This window comes from Pseudomonas sp. Tul2A7, from assembly GCF_054790505.1.
Genome location: NZ_CP186499.1, coordinates 5,241,114 through 5,258,542, shown reverse-complemented (window position 1 = coordinate 5,258,542; position 17,429 = coordinate 5,241,114). Strand labels below are relative to the sequence as shown.

The following is a 17,429-nucleotide window of genomic DNA, read 5'->3' as shown; positions in this document are numbered from 1 at the left end:
AAAACATTTAAAAAGCGGCACAGCTTTCGCTCTCTCCTTCACAACGCTGACTCGGGCCAGCCCACTGAAGAAGGAATTGCAGCCGTGGGGAATATCCAAAAAGGTTTGACCTGCCTTCTGCTGATCGGATCAGCAGCCAGCACATTGCTCAGTTTGAACGTCCACGCAGAAGGTAATGGTGTCATCGTCCTCAACCGCGATGTTCAGCCTATTCCGATCGGTCGCAACGGTGGCAAAGACCCCTACCCGACCACTGTCAACGCCAACCCGTCCGCACGCATCAACTCCACCATGAACAGCACCGAATTGAGCGACGGCGACTTCGCCGGTGTCGCCAGCGGCAGCGCGTTCCGCACCGTCAACAATGTCCAGGCTGGCGCCAATCTGCCAGGCCTCAACACCGTCACCAATCCCAACGGCATGCCCGGTATGAGTGCAGGACACGGCGGCGGTTCCGGCGGTGCGATTTCCGGCACGATCAACCGCGCCATGAGTTCCGGCCTTGCCCCTCTGACCCGCATGGCCGGAGGCCAATGAAATGAATCGTTCACTCCTTCTGCTTGCCCTGCTCGGTTGCACCACTGCCATGGCTGCTGATCCTGGTTCAGTGAACAAGGCCAACATTCAAGATTCAGGGGTGCAGTACCGCGGCAACTTCAACGTCAACCAGGCGGCTGGCGATCAAATGCAACAAACCAACGTCAAGGCAGTGGCAATCGGCACCGAATCCCACGCCAGTACCAGCGTCATGCAGAAAATCGACACACCGGCCTCGCGCTCCATCGACGCCAGCGCATCCATTGGCGGCACCTCTTTCAGTAATGGCAACGGCATCCTCGGTGTGAACCAGGGCGCCGGGGCCAACAACCAGATGGCCAACGTCACGCGCGTCAGCATCAGTGCTGCCCCGCAGAGCGTTGACGACAGTGCCCTTTCGCAACAGAACGTGGCGCTTTTACCGAGCTCAGGAGCAACTGGTACCTCACCCGGCAGTCGCCAGGTCACGACAAGTGATCAGGCCTTCACCGGCAGCCGCGGGGTAATCCAGGTGAACCAGAGTGCCGGGGTGGGGAACCGAATGGCTAACACCCTGAGCATCCGGGTCGCTGACTGACCCAAACAACAAAAGCAGTGCAATTAGAAAGTACCAACACTTAACCAACTAATAAGCACGATGGAGAAACACCATGAAACCTACAATGGCTCTCAAACCACTGGTTTTCGCACTTGCAGCAGTGATGGCAATCGCAGCACAGGCAGGCGGTCGTGATGACGATCATGGTAATGGCCACGGCAACGGGCACGGTAACGGCCATGGTAATAACCAGCCTAAAGGCCCTTCCCTGGAACAACTTCTGCAAATCACCGCCGGCGCCGGGGCTGCAGTACTCGACGAACAAAACAGTGACGGCAACGTGGTGAAAAACCAGGGCACCCTCAACAACGCCAACGCCAGCGACTCGCTCAATGGCTCCAACGGCAACATGGGCGCCAACGTAGCAGCCGGCGACGGCAACCAACAAGACAACGCCGCCGCCCTGGCGACTGCCGACGAAAGTTTCATCTTCGGCACAGCTGTTGCTGCCTCGAGTGCAACTCAGGTCAACAACAACAACTACGTGAAAAACTCGTCCACCTTCAATAACGCTACGCTCAACAATGCAGGCAACAATGGTTCCGGCAACATCGGCATCAACGTCACTGCCGGCAACTTCAACCAGCAGAAAAACAACCTGGCGATCGCCGTATCCGGTGGCCGCGTAGCTCAGGCTGCTGCTTCTGCCAACCAGTCTTCCACTGGCCTGGTTGTAGAAAACAAAGGCGTGCAGACCTACAAAACCGACACCCTCACCGGCACCTACGCGGCCGCTGGCGTGTTCAAAGCCAAAGGCACTGCAACCATCGAAGATGATGACCACCACGGCGGTTATGGCAATCGTGGCGGCGGCCACGGTGGCAACGATGACCAGAAAGCCAAATTCGAAGCCGTCGGTACTTTTGGCCTCGCTGGCGTAACCACTCAACAAGTGATGACCAAAGATGGCTGGAAAGCCCCTGTCGTCAACAATGCCAACATGACCAACTCGATGAACAACTTCTCCGGCAACGGCGGAGCCAACGTCTCGTCTGGTGTGGGCAACCAACAAAGCAACTCGCTGTCCATCGCTGCTGGCTGCAGAGCCTGCCTGTAATCGCGATCGAAACGAAAGCCCCGGAAACGGGGCTTTTCCTCAGTCCGCAAAGGCGTATCGATCATGCGTAAGACTGCCCTCTTCACTCTGCTTTTCGTCTGTGGCCTGACTCAGGCCGGTCAGATGCCCGTCGCTGCCCTGCCGGGTGGCACGCTCGTCTACAAAAACGTGCAGAGCATCCGTGAGCGCAAGTTTGCCGACATCGTCGAACAGAAAACCGATTTCAGCTGCGGCGCCGCTGCACTGGCAACGGTATTACGCCAGGCCTATTGGCTCGACGTCGATGAGGAGCACATCATCAAAGGCATGCTGGTCAACGCTGACCAGGACCTTGTTCGTACTCAAGGTTTTTCCATGCTCGACATGAAGCGCTACATAGAAAGCATCGGCATGCGCGCCAGGGGTTACAAGATTCCACCGGAAAAGCTCGAAGCGGTAACCATCCCGGTGGTGGTACTGATGGAAATTCGCGGCTACAAGCATTTCGTCGTGTTGCAGCGTTCGGACAAGGATTGGGTTTACATCGGAGACCCGGTTCTCGGCCATAAACGCTACAAACATGATGACTTTGTCAAAGGTTGGAACGGCATTGTCTTCGCGATCGTCGGTCCCGGATATGACAAGGCCAACGCCTTGCGCAGCCCTCCGGTGCCCTTGACGGCCAAGAACACACTCGACGGTTTCAACCCGGTCAAAGATGCTGAATTGATGGATTTCGGGTTCATTCAGAGCGACTTCTTTTAATCGCCGATTATAGAAAATGGGACTGGATGTCCCGGGAGCAGCAGATGAAAACCTCATACTGGCTGGCCGCCGCCTGCCTGGCAGCGAGTGCGTCAGGCTATGCCAATGCAGGATTCAAACCCATAGAAATCAAGGACCAGGAGCTCGCCGAGCTGCGTGGTCGTTATGTCATGCCGGGGCGAATTATCAGCTTCGGCATTGTCATGAGCAGTACCTGGCGCAACGCCAGCGGAGACCTGATCGGAGCATCTGCATCCATGCAGGTGCAACAGGCCACAATCAAACCAGAATTCTACGTGTCGACCATCAAGGAGATGGGCAACGGCAATACGCCGGAACTGGGCACCGGATCGATTATCGGCGGTGCCGGCCTTAACTCATCGTCGGGCGTGACCCAGAGCGTACGCGCGGCGGGTGACGGCAACACGGCGAACAACAACGTCGCCATCAACGTCAAGGAAGCCAGTCAGGCGCCAGCACTCGCCCCCGTACAGGGCCAGGCCCTGATGGCCGGCCAGACCATTTCCGGCAGCAATGCCGCCGGCAATGTCGCGGTGTCGGCAACCGGTACGGGTGGCGTGCAAATGGCGATACAAGCCAGTGGCAATCAAGGTACGGCGCTGCAACAGGTCGCCTCCAGCGGCTTACTGCAGAACACCCGCCTGCTCGGCAGTGCCAACGTGGTCAACAACCTGACTCAACTTAACGTCGTACTCAATAACAACGGCAGAAGCGCCGGCGCACTGGATTGCAACCTGACTCAACTCGGGGCCCTACGCAGTATTGGATATTGAACTACGCTGAGTCTCGATCATTGGGCTTAAAGGGACGGCTTATTCATGTATCGATCAGTATCACTGCGTGCCGCAGTGTGTTTGAGCACTCTTCTCCCTGCGGCGATGCTGCAAGCAGCACCGGATGCAGATGTAGCGGCCCTGAAACAGGAACTTCTGGAGCTGAAACAACGATACGAAGTGCAACAAAAGGCCCTGGCGGTTCTCGAACAACGAGTCCGCCAGGTTGAAGAACAACCCGCCGCCCCACAACCAAAACGGCTGGCAAAATCGCCGTCGGACATGAAAGGCAACCGCGTCGCCACCGGCACCGGTGCGGCAGCAGCATCAGGAGGCGCCGCCGGGGGCAGTGGCGCTTCTTACGGGCAATCGCTGGCTGACGATTCACAACCGGCGCAGAGCGTTTCCAACCTGTACGACGAGGCCAGCGGCTTCTTCGGCGGCGGCAAGTTCAGCGTCGAAACCGGCATCACCTATTCGCGCTATGACACCCGTCAGCTGATTCTCAATGGCTTCCTGGCGCTCGACTCGATCTTTCTCGGCAACATCAACCTCGACCGGATCAAGGCCGACACCTGGACCCTCGACCTGACGGGCCGCTACAACTTCGACAACCGCTGGCAGTTCGACCTGAACGTGCCCGTGGTGTATCGCGAATCGACTTATCAGTCGGGCGGCGGCAATGAGGGCGCAGCGGGTGTCACTACAGAAGAAACCGTCACCAAGGATCCCACCATTGGCGACGTCAACTTCGGCATCGCTTACAAGTTCCTGGACGAGTCGGTCAATACGCCGGACGCGGTGGTCACCCTGCGGGTCAAGGCGCCAACCGGCAAGGATCCGTTCGGGATCAAACTGCGCCAGACCGATGCCAACTCCAATCTGTTTGTGCCTGACACCCTGCCCACCGGCAACGGCGTCTGGTCGATCACGCCGGGCATTTCGCTGGTCAAGACGTTCGACCCGGCGGTGCTGTTCGGCAGCTTGTCCTACACCCACAACCTGGAGGAGTCGTTCGACGACATCAGCTCGACGGTCAACCAGAAAAACCCGGGCAAGGTAAAGATCGGCGACAGCTTCCAGATCGGCGCCGGTATTGCGTTTGCGCTGAACGAGAAGATGAGTATGTCGTTCTCGGTGTCTGATCTGGTGCAACGCAAGAGCAAGTTGAAACAGGATGGCGGCGATTGGGAATCGGTAGTGTCCAGCGACGCCAACGCCGGTTACTTCAACGTCGGCATGACCATTGCGGCCACCGACAACCTGACCATCGTGCCCAACCTGTCCATCGGCATGACCGACGATGCCCCGGACTTTTCCTTCAGCCTGAAATTCCCGTACTACTTCTAAGCAAAAGCAAAAGATCGCAGCCTTCGGCAGCTCCTACAGGGATTACCCAAATCCGATGTAGGAGCTGCCGAAGGCTGCGATCTTTTGATCTTCAGGTATCTAACGAATCTGGTGTTTATGCAGCAGGCGATAAAACGTCGGCCGTGATACGCCGAGGACTTTAGCCGCCACACTGAGATTATCGCTGTGCCGATTCAACACATCGCACAACGCCTGGCGCTCGGCGCGGGTTTTGTAATCTTCCAGCGTGCCCATCGGTGTGGCGATCGAGTGCTGACTGATCAGCCCGAGATCGCGGGCCTCGATCTGCCGACCCTCGGCCAGCACCAGTCCGCGCCTTACACGGTTGGCCAGTTCCCGGACGTTGCCCGGCCAGTCATGTTTGCCCATGGCAATCAGCGCGTCCTCACTGAAGCTGCGCGGGCGGCGACCGGTTTCATGGCTGTAGAAGTGGGAAAAGTGGTTGGCCAGCATCGAGAGATCACCATGGCGTTCACGCAGCGGCGCGGTGACGACTTGCAGCACGTTGAGCCGGTAATACAGGTCTTCGCGAAAACGCTTCTTCTCGATGGCCGCCTCAAGGTCGACGTGGGTCGCCGCCAGCACACGCACATCCACCGGAATCGGCTGACTGCCGCCGACGCGCTCGATGTGTTTTTCCTGCAGAAAACGCAACAGATTGGCTTGCAGTTCCAGCGGCAGATCACCGATTTCATCGAGGAACAACGTGCCGCCATTGGCCGCCTCAATGCGCCCGACCTTGCGCTGATGCGCGCCGGTGAACGCACCCTTCTCGTGACCGAACAGCTCGGATTGAATCAAATGCTCGGGAATCGCCCCGCAGTTGATTGCCACAAACGGTTTGCTGTGGCGCTGGGATTGCCGGTGCAGCGTGCGCGCAACGAGTTCTTTACCGGTACCGCTCTCGCCGCGGATCAACACAGGCGATTCGGTCGGTGCCAGTTTGCTGAGTAGTTTGCGCAGTTCACGGATCGGTTTGCTGTCGCCGAGCAGTTCATGTTCCGGCTGATCGACGTGAATCGTGCCCTGCCCGCGCAAACGCGCCATGCCGAACGCCCGCCCGAGGGTGACCTGCACTCGCGAAACGTCGAACGGCAGGGTATGGAAATCGAAGAACCATTCGCAGACGAAATCGCCGACATTTTGTAGACGCAGGACTTCCTGATTGAGTACGGCGATCCATTCGGTGCCGCTACGGCTGATCAGTTCCTTGACGGCTTCGGGACGCTCGAGGTGAAACGGCTGCAATCGCAGCAAGCCGACATCACAACTTCGATCGGCGGCGTTTTCCAGGGTACAGCTATCAACATCCCAACCTACGGCGCGTAATCCGGGCAATAAGCGGTGGCAGTCGTCGCAAGGATCGACCACCAATAAACGTCGTAACGCAGGCGCTTCGCTCATGACTGTTCCTTGGCGCCAAATTATTAGAAATGATTGTAAAAACAGTCATTTGGCAGACCCGACTGTAACATTAGCAAGATTTTGACAGGGCCTTGTATCGATTGCTTATAGGCGTACAAGCAAACACGTTATAAGAAACCAGGTTGTTAGTTAGCTATCGACTAAATTGCTGTTTCAAGCTTTCAGTGAGCTTTCAAACCCTGCCTGCAAAACAACTTCATGAAAGAAAGTTGAAATTTCTTTGTTTCCTGTGTGACCTGCCTACGGGTTCGGTGCATCAGTACAAGTACCAGCCGAACGGTAAGCCCAACCGACGGCACATCACTTGATTGGGCACGACAGAGAGAAAACCCCATGACCGCCCCGCTCCGTATCAACGAAGCTGTTTTGATTGCCAACCATGCGTTCAAACCGTTCCAGTGCGTGGCCTGGGCGCCACAAGACGGCAATGGCGAGCTCAGCCTGACCGTGATCGACCGGACCAATTCGCACATCGGTCGCAAACAGATCCCGAGCAGCGCCTACTCCGATCCAGCGCAACTCGAGCAACTGCTGCAGCAGGCTCGCGCTGAACTCAGCGAAGAAGGCTACAGCCTGCAATCCTGGTCGATGCCACACTAACAGCCGGGCGATGCGGATGACGTTCAGGTCATCCGCCCTACTCTGTTAGTTCTAATCTTTTAACTCTCCGTACTTTTGTACAACTATTTGCAACTTGTTCAGGCTTAACTGCTTGGGCGGCTTGCTATTGGTTCAAAAAGACACTGTTCTGGCACAGTGCGACCCTCCACCTGTTAGTTCTTACAGTTGTACTTCTCCCGGTTCAGGGATTGAATGTTCCGCTCATGCAGTTACCTCCGGTTTCCGGTAAAGGTCAACTCGCAAGGAGATGCGTGCATGTCCACCCTGAACACTTTTGCGCTGCCGGCATTACCGACGACGTTGTCGAATCAGGCCGGTCAACTCGACAGAACGTTTGCCGCCACCGGCGTCGCCCAAGTGTATTTCGCGGGCAGCGTGTCCAGCCTGACGGAAGATATCGCGCTCGATGCTCAGGGGCGGATCCTCGTCGCCGCCAAAGTCGGCACCGCCGCCGGCAGCCGTTTCGGCCTGGCCCGCATGCTCGCCGATGGCTCAGCCGACCTGGCCTTTGGCGATCAAGGCAGCGTGATCGATACCTTTGCCCCGGGCTTCGAAGCCACCGCCGGCAAAGTCCAGGCACTGCCCGACGGGCGCATCCTGCTCGCCGGCCTGCATTATGAAAACACGCATCGCACCTTGCCGGCGCTGGCCTTGTTCGATGCACAGGGCAAACCGGACCAGAGCTTCGGTGACAACGGTCGTCAGGTGGTGCGCCTGCCCGGTGACCTGTCCATGGGCAGCCGTGATGCCTGGCTGCCGCCGGGCGTCCCGGGTGCTGAAGCCTGCGACTTTGTCGTCCAGGACGACGGCCATATTCTGTTGATCGCCAATCACCACTTCGAACTCGCCGACCATGCCGGCATGCTGATCCGCCTCAAGCCTGACGGCAGCCTCGATGAAACCTTCAACGGCCGCGGCTTCGTGATGATTCGCCACTTGCTGCTCAACACCTGGCTCAGCAGCCTGCTGCTGCAAAAGGATGGGCGGATTGTCGTGGCAGGCTCCATCGACTTTCCGCAGGAGGGTCTGTTAGCGCGCTACCTGCCCGACGGCCGCCTCGACGAGCGTTTTGCCGTGGACGGATTCATGGCGTTCAAGGCTCACAGCCAAAGCGCTCAGGTCAGTCAGGTCATTGAATCCACCGATGCGCTGCACTGTTTCGGCAGCAGTCGCGACCCGATTCGTTGCATGGCCTACAGCGTGCACACCAATGGCCGCCCGAACCTGCACAACCATGGCGGGCAACCACTGCTGCTGGAAATCGGCCCCAGCGGCTGTCAATGGAGCGCCGCCCAACGCATGGCGGACGGCCGCATCATCGCGGTCGGTGCAACCATTGGCGGGATCGAAGCGGATTTTATTGTTGCCCGCTACCTGAGTGACGGCAGCCTGGATCACAGCTTCGGCGATGGCAAAGGCTGGCTGCGCACGCGCCTGGGTCGCAGCCTGGATACGGCCAACTCGCTGGCCGTGCAAGCGGATGGCGCCATCCTCGTTGGCGGTTATTCGCTCGATGGCAACTACCGGGCAATGGTGGCGCGGTATTTCAATCACTAGTCAAGCGAAGGGCAGCAGCGCTGCCATTCATCGGATTTAGCCCTGCACCTGTAATTTCTGACAGTAGACACTGCCATTGATCGGCGCTCAGATAGCGACACGCGCAGATGGCTGCGCGTTGAACCTGAAAAAAGGAATTTTTGAATGACTGATCAAGAGAAACTATCTGGACAACTGACGCAAGTTGAAGCCTCGAGCACGCGTGCTAGCAAGATCGAACCGCGGATCCTCGAACTCACCGATCCAGAGGGGAATTACATCGAACCCGACAGTGTTGTCACGGTGAGCGACTTTTTTATCAAAGGCGTGGCCACTCCGGCGAGACCGGCGGATATTCTGGATAGAGGAACCCCGATTGCCCCTGTTCATGTAGACGCGACTGGCCACTTTACAACAGAACTTTTTAACCAGTCGCTGGGTACTCACGTATACACCGTGCTAGACGAGTATGGACAAGAATCATCGCCCTGGGTGGTTACCATTGCTGCACTAGATCAGCTATTAATCGAATCTATAAAAGGGCCAGACGACCAGCCCATCGGAAACGGTTCAAGTACAGTTCATACCGACCTGAGGTTTATCGGCAAGGGCGTACCTGGCCAGGTGGTGGATCTTCTGGATAACGGTATTGTGCTTCGCTTGCTCAATGTCGATAACAGCGGGCACTGGAGCGCCCACCTCACAGGCCTTAAGCCAGGCAAGCATAATTTCGTCGCTCGAGAGTTAAACGGCAAACAATCAGCCCCCTGGCATGTCGAGATCGAAAAACCGGCATTGCTGAGTATTCAATTTGGATACGGCCTGGGAAATTATCAGCCCATCAAAGATGGCGAAACCACAACGCAGACAGCAGTGGTTCTGATTGGCACGGCCAAGCCGAACGAATCTGGCCGGATCCTCAGTGATGCCCATGAAGGGGTTGTCTTCGACGCAAATGAATACGGGGTTTTCATTACCCCTATTAAGGACTTACTCCACGGCAATAGTTATACGTTCATCTGCCGATCTGAATCCGAACCGGATCGCCACTCGGAACCTTGGATGATCCATGTAGCGTCTGAGAAACTGCCGCAACGGTAGTTCTGTTTCATCGTCAACATGACCCGTCGAGCGATAACTCGGCGGGTCTTGTTGTTTGGCCCCGCGAATGGTCTAAAAAAACCTGCTTCAACGGCGACGACGGGGATTAAATCGACGAGCAGCTTGATCTTCCCCGACACATCCGGCAACTTTCGCGCTTCTTAATAAAAGGAGCTGCCGATGTCCGGTTCAATGGCCCAGGCGTTCGCGCATAATTTTCTCGGGCACTCGCCACGCTGGTACAAGGCGACCATTGTCGGTTTCCTCATCCTCAATGCGCTGGTGCTGTTCACCGTTGGCCCGGTCGCGGCCGGCTGGCTGCTGGTGATCGAATTCATCTTCACTCTGGCCATGGCGCTCAAGTGTTATCCGCTGATGCCCGGCGGCTTGCTGTTGATCGAAGCCTTGCTGTTGAAGATGACCACCCCGCAAGCACTTTACGATGAACTGGTGCACAACTTCCCGGTGATCCTGTTGCTGATGTTCATGGTGGCGGGCATCTATTTCATGAAAGACCTGCTGCTATTTCTATTCTCGCGCCTGTTGTTGGGCGTGCGCTCCAAAGCGGCGTTGGCCTTGATGTTCTGCTTCCTCTCGGCGTTTTTGTCGGCGTTTCTCGATGCATTGACAGTGACCGCTGTGATCATCAGTGCAGCGGTCGGTTTCTATTCCGTTTATCACCGCGTCGCTTCCGGCAATGATCCGCGCCAGGACAGCGAGTTTGCTGACGACGAGAACCTGCCGAAACTGCATCACGAGGACCTGGAACAATTCCGCGCTTTCCTGCGCAGCCTGTTGATGCACGGCGCTGTCGGTACGGCGTTGGGCGGCGTGTGCACACTGGTCGGTGAGCCGCAGAACCTGTTGATCGGCCACGAAATGGGCTGGCACTTCGGCGAGTTCTTCCAGAAAGTCGCTCCAGTGTCGATGCCAGTGCTGGCAGCGGGTCTGGTCACCTGCGTGCTGCTGGAGAAGCTGCGCTGGTTCGGCTACGGCACGCTGCTGCCGGACAATGTTCGCGCCGTGTTGGCTAACTACGCCGCTGAAGACAATGCTGAACGCACGGCGCGCCAACGCGCAGCACTGCTGGTGCAAGGCGCTGCGGCATTGATTCTGATTGGCTGCCTGGCTTTTCACATCGCCGAAGTCGGCCTGATCGGGTTGATGGTGATTGTGTTGATCACCGCGTTTACCGGCATCACTGACGAGCATCGTTTGGGCAGTGCATTCAAGGACGCCATGCCGTTCACGGCGTTGCTGGTGGTGTTTTTTGCCGTGGTGGCGGTGATTCACGATCAACAGCTGTTTGCGCCGTTGATTCAATGGGTGCTGGCCCTGCCGGTCGAGCAACAACCGGGCATGTTGTTTATCGCCAATGGCCTGCTGTCGGCGATCAGTGACAATGTGTTTGTCGCGACGATTTACATCACCGAAGTGAAACAGGCGTTCCTTGCCGGGCACATGAGCCGTGAGCATTTCGAGACATTGGCGATCGCGATCAATACAGGTACGAATTTGCCGAGTGTAGCGACGCCGAATGGCCAGGCCGCGTTCCTGTTCCTGTTGACCTCGGCGATCGCACCGCTGGTGCGTTTGTCGTATGGGCGAATGGTGTGGATGGCGCTGCCGTACACCTTCGTCATGGGCCTGCTGGGCTGGTACGCCGTGAGCTACTGGCTCTGACAAACACCGCGTAAAAACTGTAGGAGTGAGCCTGCTCGCGATAGCGGTGTGTCAGCCCAGGAAATGCTGACTGATACATTGCTATCGCGAGCAGGCTCACTCCTACATTTGGTCTTGGGTGGTGTCAGTGAGGAAGGATGTATTTCTCGATCGCTTGGGCCACGCCGTCTTCGGTGTTCGGCGCGGTGACCACGTCAGCCTGACGCTTTACAGCCTCCTCCGCCTGCCCCATGGCAATCGACAGCCCTGCGCAATGGAACATCGCTGGATCATTGCCGCCATCGCCGATGGCCGCTGTCTGCTCCAATGGAATACCGAGATGTTCGGCCAGAGTTGCCAGCGCCGTGCCTTTATTGGCCTCCAGCGCCGTGACGTCGAGATACACCGGTTGCGAGCGTGACACTTGTGCCATGCCATTGACCTTGGTCAACAGGCGCGCCTCAAGCTCGATCAACAGCTCAGTGTTGTTACTGGTCGCGACAATCTTGTCGATGCGCTGCAGATACGGCTCGAAACTCTCGACCACCACCGGCGGATAGCCGAGACCATGCTGCTCGCGCGGCACCATCGGTCCGTGCGGATCCTTGAGCAGCCAGTCACCGCCGCTGAACACCCAGATTTCCACATCAGGCTGATCGGCAAACGTGGCCAGCGCAATCAACGCGGTGCTCGCCGGCAGGTAATGCGCGACCAACAAACTGCCATCCGGATTGACGATGGTTCCACCGTTAAACGCCGCTGTCGGCAGATCAACGCCCAGGGCTTCGATCTGCTGCAGCATGGCCTTCGGCGGCCTGCCCGTGGCTAGGCTGAAGAGCACGCCGGCCTCACGCAGCGAACGCACCGCATCAATGGTGCGCTGACTCAGTGTGTGATCCGGCAGCAGCAACGTGCCGTCCATGTCGCTGAGCAGAAAACGTACAGGTTGTTTCGGCAAGTCACTCATCCGAGGCCATGCCAGACGCGACCATCGCGAGTGAGCAAATCTTCGGCGGCTTGTGGGCCATCTTCACCGGCAGCATAGGTCTGCACGCTCGCGTCCTGTTGCCAAGCGTCGAGGAACGGTTGCACCGCACGCCAGCCATTCTCGATATTGTCGGCGCGCTGAAACAGCGTCTGATCGCCGGTCAGGCAGTCATAGATCAGGGTTTCGTAACCGGTCGACGGCTGCATTTCGAAAAAGTCCTTGTAGGCAAAACCCAGCTCGATGTTGGCCATGTTCAACGCCGGCCCCGGCCGCTTGGCCAGCAGGTCGAACCACATGCCTTCGTTCGGCTGGATCTGGATGCGCAGATAAGTCGGCTGCAATTCATCGACTTCGGTGTCACGGAATTGCGCATACGGCGCCGGTTTGAAGCAGATAACGATCTCGGTGTCGCGCACGCTCATACGCTTGCCGGTGCGCAGATAGAACGGCACGCCGACCCAACGCCAGTTGTCGATCATTACCTTCAGCGCGACGTAGGTTTCGGTGCTGCTGTCAGGTGAAACGTTAGGCTCTTGGCGATAACCGTTCAGCGACTTGCCGTCGACTTCGCCGGCGCTGTACTGGCCGCGAACCGAGTTGGCCCGTGCCTCTTCAGTGGTCCACGGGCGGATCGCGCCGACCACCTTGGCCTTCTCGCCGCGCACCGCATCAGCGCCGAACGCCGCCGGCGGTTCCATCGCCACCATGGCGAGCAACTGGAACAGGTGATTGGGCACCATGTCACGCAGTGCGCCGGTGTGTTCGTAAAAACTGCCACGGGTTTCGACGCCGACGGTTTCGGCGGCGGTGATCTGCACGTGGTCGATGTAATGATTGTTCCAGAACGCTTCGAACAGGCTGTTGGAAAACCGGCTGACCAGAATGTTCTGCACGGTTTCCTTGCCCAGATAATGGTCGATCCGATAGATCTGCTTTTCGGACATCACCTTGAGCAGGCAGGCATTCAATGCTTCGGCGGTTTGCAGATCGGAGCCGAACGGCTTCTCGATCACCACCCTTCTGAACGCTTCCGGGGTTTCTTCAAGCAACCCGGCGCTGCCCAGTCGGCGCACCACTTCGCTGAAAAAGCGTGGCGCGGTGGCCAGGTAGAACACCGCATTGCCGGTGCCGCTGTCGGCGATTTTCGCCGCCAGCGCGGAATAAGTGCTGTCGTCCAGGAAGTCGCCCTGAACGTAGCTGATACCTTTGGCGAGCTTGGCCCACAAGGCCGGATCAAGCATCTGATCGCCCTTGCCGACCTTCGCCGCCACTTCGGTACGGATAAAGTCTTCGAGCTTCTGCGCGAAGGCTTCATCGGTAATGGCGTTGTGATCAACGCCCACGATCCGCAGATTTTCGTCAAGCAAGCCGTCGCGACTGAGGTTGTACAGCGCCGGCATCAGCAAGCGCTTGACCAGGTCGCCGTGGGCACCGAACAGAAACAGCGTGGTCGGTGGTGCGGGTTCTGCCTTGGATTTTCTGCGGATCGTATGGGTCATTTCTTCGGTGTCTCCACGTGGCCGCCGAAGCCGAAGCGCTGGGCCGAAAGAATCTTGTCGCCAAACGTGCCCTGACCGCGCGAGCGGTAACGCGAGAACAGCGAGTTCGACAGCACCGGTACCGGCACCGCTTGTTCCATGGCCGCTTCGATGGTCCATTGACCTTCGCCGCTGTCGGCAACCGAACCGGAGAAACCGTCGAGCTTCGGATCGCTGGCCAACGCGTCGGCGGTCAGGTCGAGCAACCACGACGACACCACACTGCCACGGCGCCACACTTCCGCGATGTCCGCTACGTTCAGATCAAAACGCTGATCTTCCGGCAGGCGCTCGCTGGATTTGGTCTTGAGGATGTCGAAGCCCTCGGCGAACGCGGCCATCATGCCGTACTCGATGCCGTTGTGAATCATCTTCACAAAGTGCCCGGCACCGGCAGGACCGGCGTGGATGTAGCCGTGTTCGGCGCGGTGGTCGTCGGACTTGCGATCCTTGGTGCGCGGGATGTCACCCATGCCCGGCGCCAGTGCGGCGAACAATGGGTCGAGGCGCTGCACGGTTTCAGCGTCGCCGCCGATCATCATGCAATAGCCGCGTTCCAGGCCCCAGACGCCGCCCGAGGTGCCGACGTCGATGTAGTGCAGGCCTTTTTCGGCCAGAGTCTTGGCCCGGCGAATGTCATCCTTATAGTTGGTGTTGCCGCCGTCGATGATGGTGTCGCCGGCTTCGAGCAGAGTGCTCAGGGTGTTGATGGTGTCTTCGGTGGGTGCGCCGGCCGGCAGCATGACCCAGACCGCACGCGGCTTGGCCAGGCCGGCAACCAGTGCCGGCAAATCGGCGACGCCAGTGGAGCCCTCGGCGACCAGGTTATCGATGAAAGCGGTATTGCGGTCGTAAACAACGGTGGTGTGACCGTTGAGCATCAGACGTCGCGCAATATTGCCGCCCATGCGGCCCAGTCCAATAATCCCGAGTTGCATGTGCTGATGCTCCTTACTACAAATAAATGTGTGTCATTGGTTATAGCCCAACGCGACTGATGGAGGTTAGTCCAGAGCGTTGCGATGAAGTTTCCGGGCATTGTGCCCGATCCAGACTGATAACGCCCCGAATCATGCAGAAGACACACCGACCATGAAAAATAAAAAAGTTCCATTCACAGGCAAAAGAAATCAAAATCGGCGCCGATAGTAGATCTGTACCGCAAGCCGGGACGACCTACAGTTGATGCACGCCATTTGCGAGGTGAGCAATGGGCACAGTACACACAGCAATGCCGCCACAAACCCTGTACGTGACGATTCGTCGCGATGAATTGCGTCAGTTGAAAGACGAACGCGACCAGTTGAAGCAGGAGCTGGCGCAATTGCGCCTGTTGACCCAAGGTGCGCAACCGCAGCCTTTGCCGGTCGTTCAGCGTCATCCCCACGCCTGATCCCCCGCCTGATTCGGGAACGGCAGCGGCTGTTCCCGACACGCTACCCTCTGGCCGCATGCCCCACGGCAAAAGCGCCGCTTAACAAAACTTTCACATTCTCTTCGTAATACTCCGCCCCATTCTGGCCGTACCTGCGTGTACGGCCTCCGTTCGTCGGCTTCATGGATGTTCCGGCGGTGGTTGTAACGAGTGAGCTGGAGCGCCGAATGGCATTGTTCAAACGCAGCAAAACGACTGCGACAGGTTTCGACTGGGCCGGTTTTCTCTGGCTGTTTGTATTCTTCTGGTACTTCTCGGGTATCACCCAACTGCTGATCCAGCTGACCGGTACCTCCGGATTCACCGGGTTCCGTCAGGCGTTCGTCATGAGCGCGATCTGGCTGGCGCCGATGCTGCTGTTCCCCAAACGCACCAAACTGCTCGCCGCCATCATCGGCGTGGTGTTGTGGGCCTGCTCGATGGCCAGCCTGGGTTACTTCTTCATCTATGAGCAGGAATTCTCCCAGAGCGTGATCTTCATCATGTTCGAGTCGAACGTGTCCGAAGCCGGCGAGTACATGACCCAGTACTTTGCCTGGTGGATGGTGCCGGCGTTCCTCGCGCACACCGCGTTCGCTTACTTCCTGTGGACTCGCCTGCGCCCGGTGTACATGCCCCGTGGCCGTGCATTCGTCGCAGCGATGGCCATCCTGATTGCCGTAATCGGTTATCCGCTGGTCAAACAAACCATGCGCATGGGCACCTTCGCCCAAGGCTTCGAGAAATTCGAAACCCGCATCGAGCCGGCGGTGCCATGGCAGATGGTCGTGGCCTATCACCGTTACCAGGAAACCCTCGCCGACATGCAGGGCATGCTGCACAACGTGAGCAAAATCCCGCCGCTGAAAAACCTCAAGGACGGCTCGGCCGACCAGCCGAAGACCCTGGTGCTGGTGATCGGCGAATCGACCAACCGTCAGCGCATGAGCCTTTATGGCTATCAGCGCAACACCACGCCGGAACTGGACAAGCTCAAGGATCAACTGGCGGTGTTCGACAACGTCGTCACTCCACGTCCGTACACCATCGAGGCGCTGCAGCAGGTCCTGACCTTCGCTGACGAAGAAAACCCGGATCTGTACCTGTCGACACCGTCGCTGGTCAGCATGATGAAGCAGGCCGGCTACAAGACCTTCTGGATAACCAACCAGCAGACCATGACCAAGCGCAACACCATGCTCACCACGTTCTCCGAACAGGCCGACGAGCAGGTGTACCTGAACAACAACCGTAACCAGAACGCCGCGCAGTACGATGGCGACGTGATCGAGCCGTTCAACAAGGCGTTGGCTGACGCCGCACCGCGCAAACTGATCGTTGTGCATTTGCTCGGCACGCACATGAGCTACCAGTACCGCTATCCACCGACGTTCGACAAGTTCCAGGACCGCAACGGCGTGCCGCCCGGCGTGCGTGACGACCAGGTACCGACCTACAACAGCTACGACAACGCCGTGCTGTACAACGACTTCGTCGTATCGAGCCTGATCAAGGATTACGCCAAATCCGATCCGAACGGCTTCCTGCTGTACCTTTCAGATCACGGTGAAGACGTGTTCGACTCGGTGGGCCACAAGACCCTGGGCCGCAACGAAAACAAACCGACCGCGCCGATGTACACCATTCCGTTTATGGCCTGGGCGTCGCCGAAGTGGAAGGCCAACCACGACTGGAACTTCGCCGGCGACCTCGATCGCCCGTACAGCAGCTCGCACCTGATCCACACCTGGGCCGACCTCGCCGGTTTGAGTTTCGATGAACTCGACCACAGCAAGAGCCTGGTCAGCGACAGCTTCAAGGTACGGCCACTGCTGATCGGCGACCCGTACCAGACTGAACAGCGGGCGTTGATCGACTTCAGTTTGATGAAGCCGAAGAAAATCGACAGCGCGCCGGCGGATGTCGCACAAAAGTAAAGCCGCTGTGGATTTACCGAGATGATGGCAACCGAAGAGCGCTTTGCCTGATCCATTGAAAAGCTCTGTATCGAAAGATGCAGAGCTTTTTTTTATCTTCAGAAAT

General features: G+C 57.9%; 16 protein-coding genes. 12 read left to right on the top strand and 4 right to left on the bottom strand.

Annotated features, from left to right (window positions below):
• Positions 1 to 84: 84 nt before the first annotated feature.
• From ACOYXJ_RS23520 to ACOYXJ_RS23495, 6 genes are all read left to right on the top strand, one after another.
• Positions 85 to 537 (top strand): hypothetical protein, encoded by a 453-nt coding sequence (locus ACOYXJ_RS23520; RefSeq protein ID WP_095118789.1) that lies wholly within the window; start codon positions 85 to 87, stop codon positions 535 to 537.
• Position 538: 1 nt separating this feature from the next.
• Entirely contained in the window at positions 539 to 1,114 is a 576-nt protein-coding gene (locus ACOYXJ_RS23515) for an adhesin (protein WP_102900995.1), read from the top strand.
• 73 nt (positions 1,115 to 1,187) lie between these two features.
• The gene (locus ACOYXJ_RS23510; protein WP_460371729.1) at positions 1,188 to 2,192 is read left to right on the top strand and encodes a heme utilization protein; all 1,005 of its coding nucleotides are present in this window, start codon (positions 1,188 to 1,190) and stop codon (positions 2,190 to 2,192) included.
• A gap of 63 nt (positions 2,193 to 2,255) precedes the next feature.
• The gene (locus ACOYXJ_RS23505; protein WP_102900992.1) at positions 2,256 to 2,936 is read left to right on the top strand and encodes a C39 family peptidase; all 681 of its coding nucleotides are present in this window, start codon (positions 2,256 to 2,258) and stop codon (positions 2,934 to 2,936) included.
• Between the two features lie 44 nt (positions 2,937 to 2,980).
• Positions 2,981 to 3,730 carry a hypothetical protein gene (locus ACOYXJ_RS23500; protein WP_460371727.1) on the top strand — a complete coding sequence of 250 codons (750 nt, stop codon included), beginning with the start codon at positions 2,981 to 2,983 and terminating at the stop codon, positions 3,728 to 3,730.
• A gap of 45 nt (positions 3,731 to 3,775) precedes the next feature.
• Positions 3,776 to 5,080, top strand: coding sequence for a transporter (locus ACOYXJ_RS23495; RefSeq protein ID WP_150708582.1), 1,305 nt, complete (start codon positions 3,776 to 3,778; stop codon positions 5,078 to 5,080).
• Positions 5,081 to 5,179: 99 nt separating this feature from the next.
• Here the strand turns inward: ACOYXJ_RS23495 and ACOYXJ_RS23490 are convergent, their stop codons facing one another.
• Positions 5,180 to 6,505, bottom strand: coding sequence for a sigma-54 dependent transcriptional regulator (locus ACOYXJ_RS23490; protein ID WP_016983762.1), 1,326 nt, complete (start codon positions 6,503 to 6,505; stop codon positions 5,180 to 5,182).
• 354 nt (positions 6,506 to 6,859) lie between these two features.
• On the opposite strand from ACOYXJ_RS23490, the gene ACOYXJ_RS23485 reads away from it, so the two are divergent.
• The 4 genes from ACOYXJ_RS23485 to nhaB all read left to right on the top strand — a co-directional run bounded on the left by ACOYXJ_RS23485 (position 6,860) and on the right by nhaB (position 11,467).
• A complete protein-coding gene (locus tag ACOYXJ_RS23485) occupies positions 6,860 to 7,126 on the top strand; it encodes a hypothetical protein (protein WP_095118783.1) in 267 nt (88 codons plus the stop codon).
• 276 nt (positions 7,127 to 7,402) lie between these two features.
• Entirely contained in the window at positions 7,403 to 8,704 is a 1,302-nt protein-coding gene (locus ACOYXJ_RS23480; RefSeq protein WP_150792660.1) for an NHL repeat-containing protein, read from the top strand.
• A gap of 144 nt (positions 8,705 to 8,848) precedes the next feature.
• On the top strand, positions 8,849 to 9,784 hold the full coding sequence (locus tag ACOYXJ_RS23475; RefSeq protein ID WP_460371724.1) for a hypothetical protein: 936 nt from the start codon (positions 8,849 to 8,851) through the stop codon (positions 9,782 to 9,784).
• Between the two features lie 180 nt (positions 9,785 to 9,964).
• Positions 9,965 to 11,467 (top strand): sodium/proton antiporter NhaB, encoded by a 1,503-nt coding sequence (gene nhaB / locus ACOYXJ_RS23470; protein ID WP_150792658.1) that lies wholly within the window; start codon positions 9,965 to 9,967, stop codon positions 11,465 to 11,467.
• 124 nt (positions 11,468 to 11,591) lie between these two features.
• Here nhaB and ACOYXJ_RS23465 read toward each other — a convergent pair whose 3' ends face one another.
• The 3 genes from ACOYXJ_RS23465 to gnd are packed head-to-tail and all read right to left on the bottom strand — an operon-like array spanning position 11,592 to position 14,910.
• Entirely contained in the window at positions 11,592 to 12,413 is an 822-nt protein-coding gene (locus ACOYXJ_RS23465; RefSeq protein ID WP_110718578.1) for an HAD family hydrolase, read from the bottom strand.
• Positions 12,410 to 13,933, bottom strand: a complete 1,524-nt coding sequence (zwf, locus tag ACOYXJ_RS23460; RefSeq protein ID WP_150792657.1) for a glucose-6-phosphate dehydrogenase — start codon at positions 13,931 to 13,933, stop codon at positions 12,410 to 12,412. Before zwf ends, ACOYXJ_RS23465 begins: the two co-directional genes overlap by 4 nt.
• Positions 13,930 to 14,910 carry a phosphogluconate dehydrogenase (NAD(+)-dependent, decarboxylating) gene (gene gnd, locus ACOYXJ_RS23455; RefSeq protein ID WP_007914838.1) on the bottom strand — a complete coding sequence of 327 codons (981 nt, stop codon included), beginning with the start codon at positions 14,908 to 14,910 and terminating at the stop codon, positions 13,930 to 13,932. The genes zwf and gnd overlap by 4 nt, the downstream gene beginning before the upstream one ends.
• 272 nt (positions 14,911 to 15,182) lie before the next feature.
• Between gnd and ACOYXJ_RS23450 the strand changes: the two genes are divergently transcribed.
• Both ACOYXJ_RS23450 and ACOYXJ_RS23445 read left to right on the top strand, forming a co-directional pair.
• On the top strand, positions 15,183 to 15,365 hold the full coding sequence (locus ACOYXJ_RS23450; RefSeq protein WP_016983768.1) for a DUF6026 family protein: 183 nt from the start codon (positions 15,183 to 15,185) through the stop codon (positions 15,363 to 15,365).
• 209 nt (positions 15,366 to 15,574) lie between these two features.
• Positions 15,575 to 17,323 carry a phosphoethanolamine transferase CptA gene (locus ACOYXJ_RS23445; protein ID WP_460371721.1) on the top strand — a complete coding sequence of 583 codons (1,749 nt, stop codon included), beginning with the start codon at positions 15,575 to 15,577 and terminating at the stop codon, positions 17,321 to 17,323.
• Positions 17,324 to 17,429: the final 106 nt, after the last annotated feature.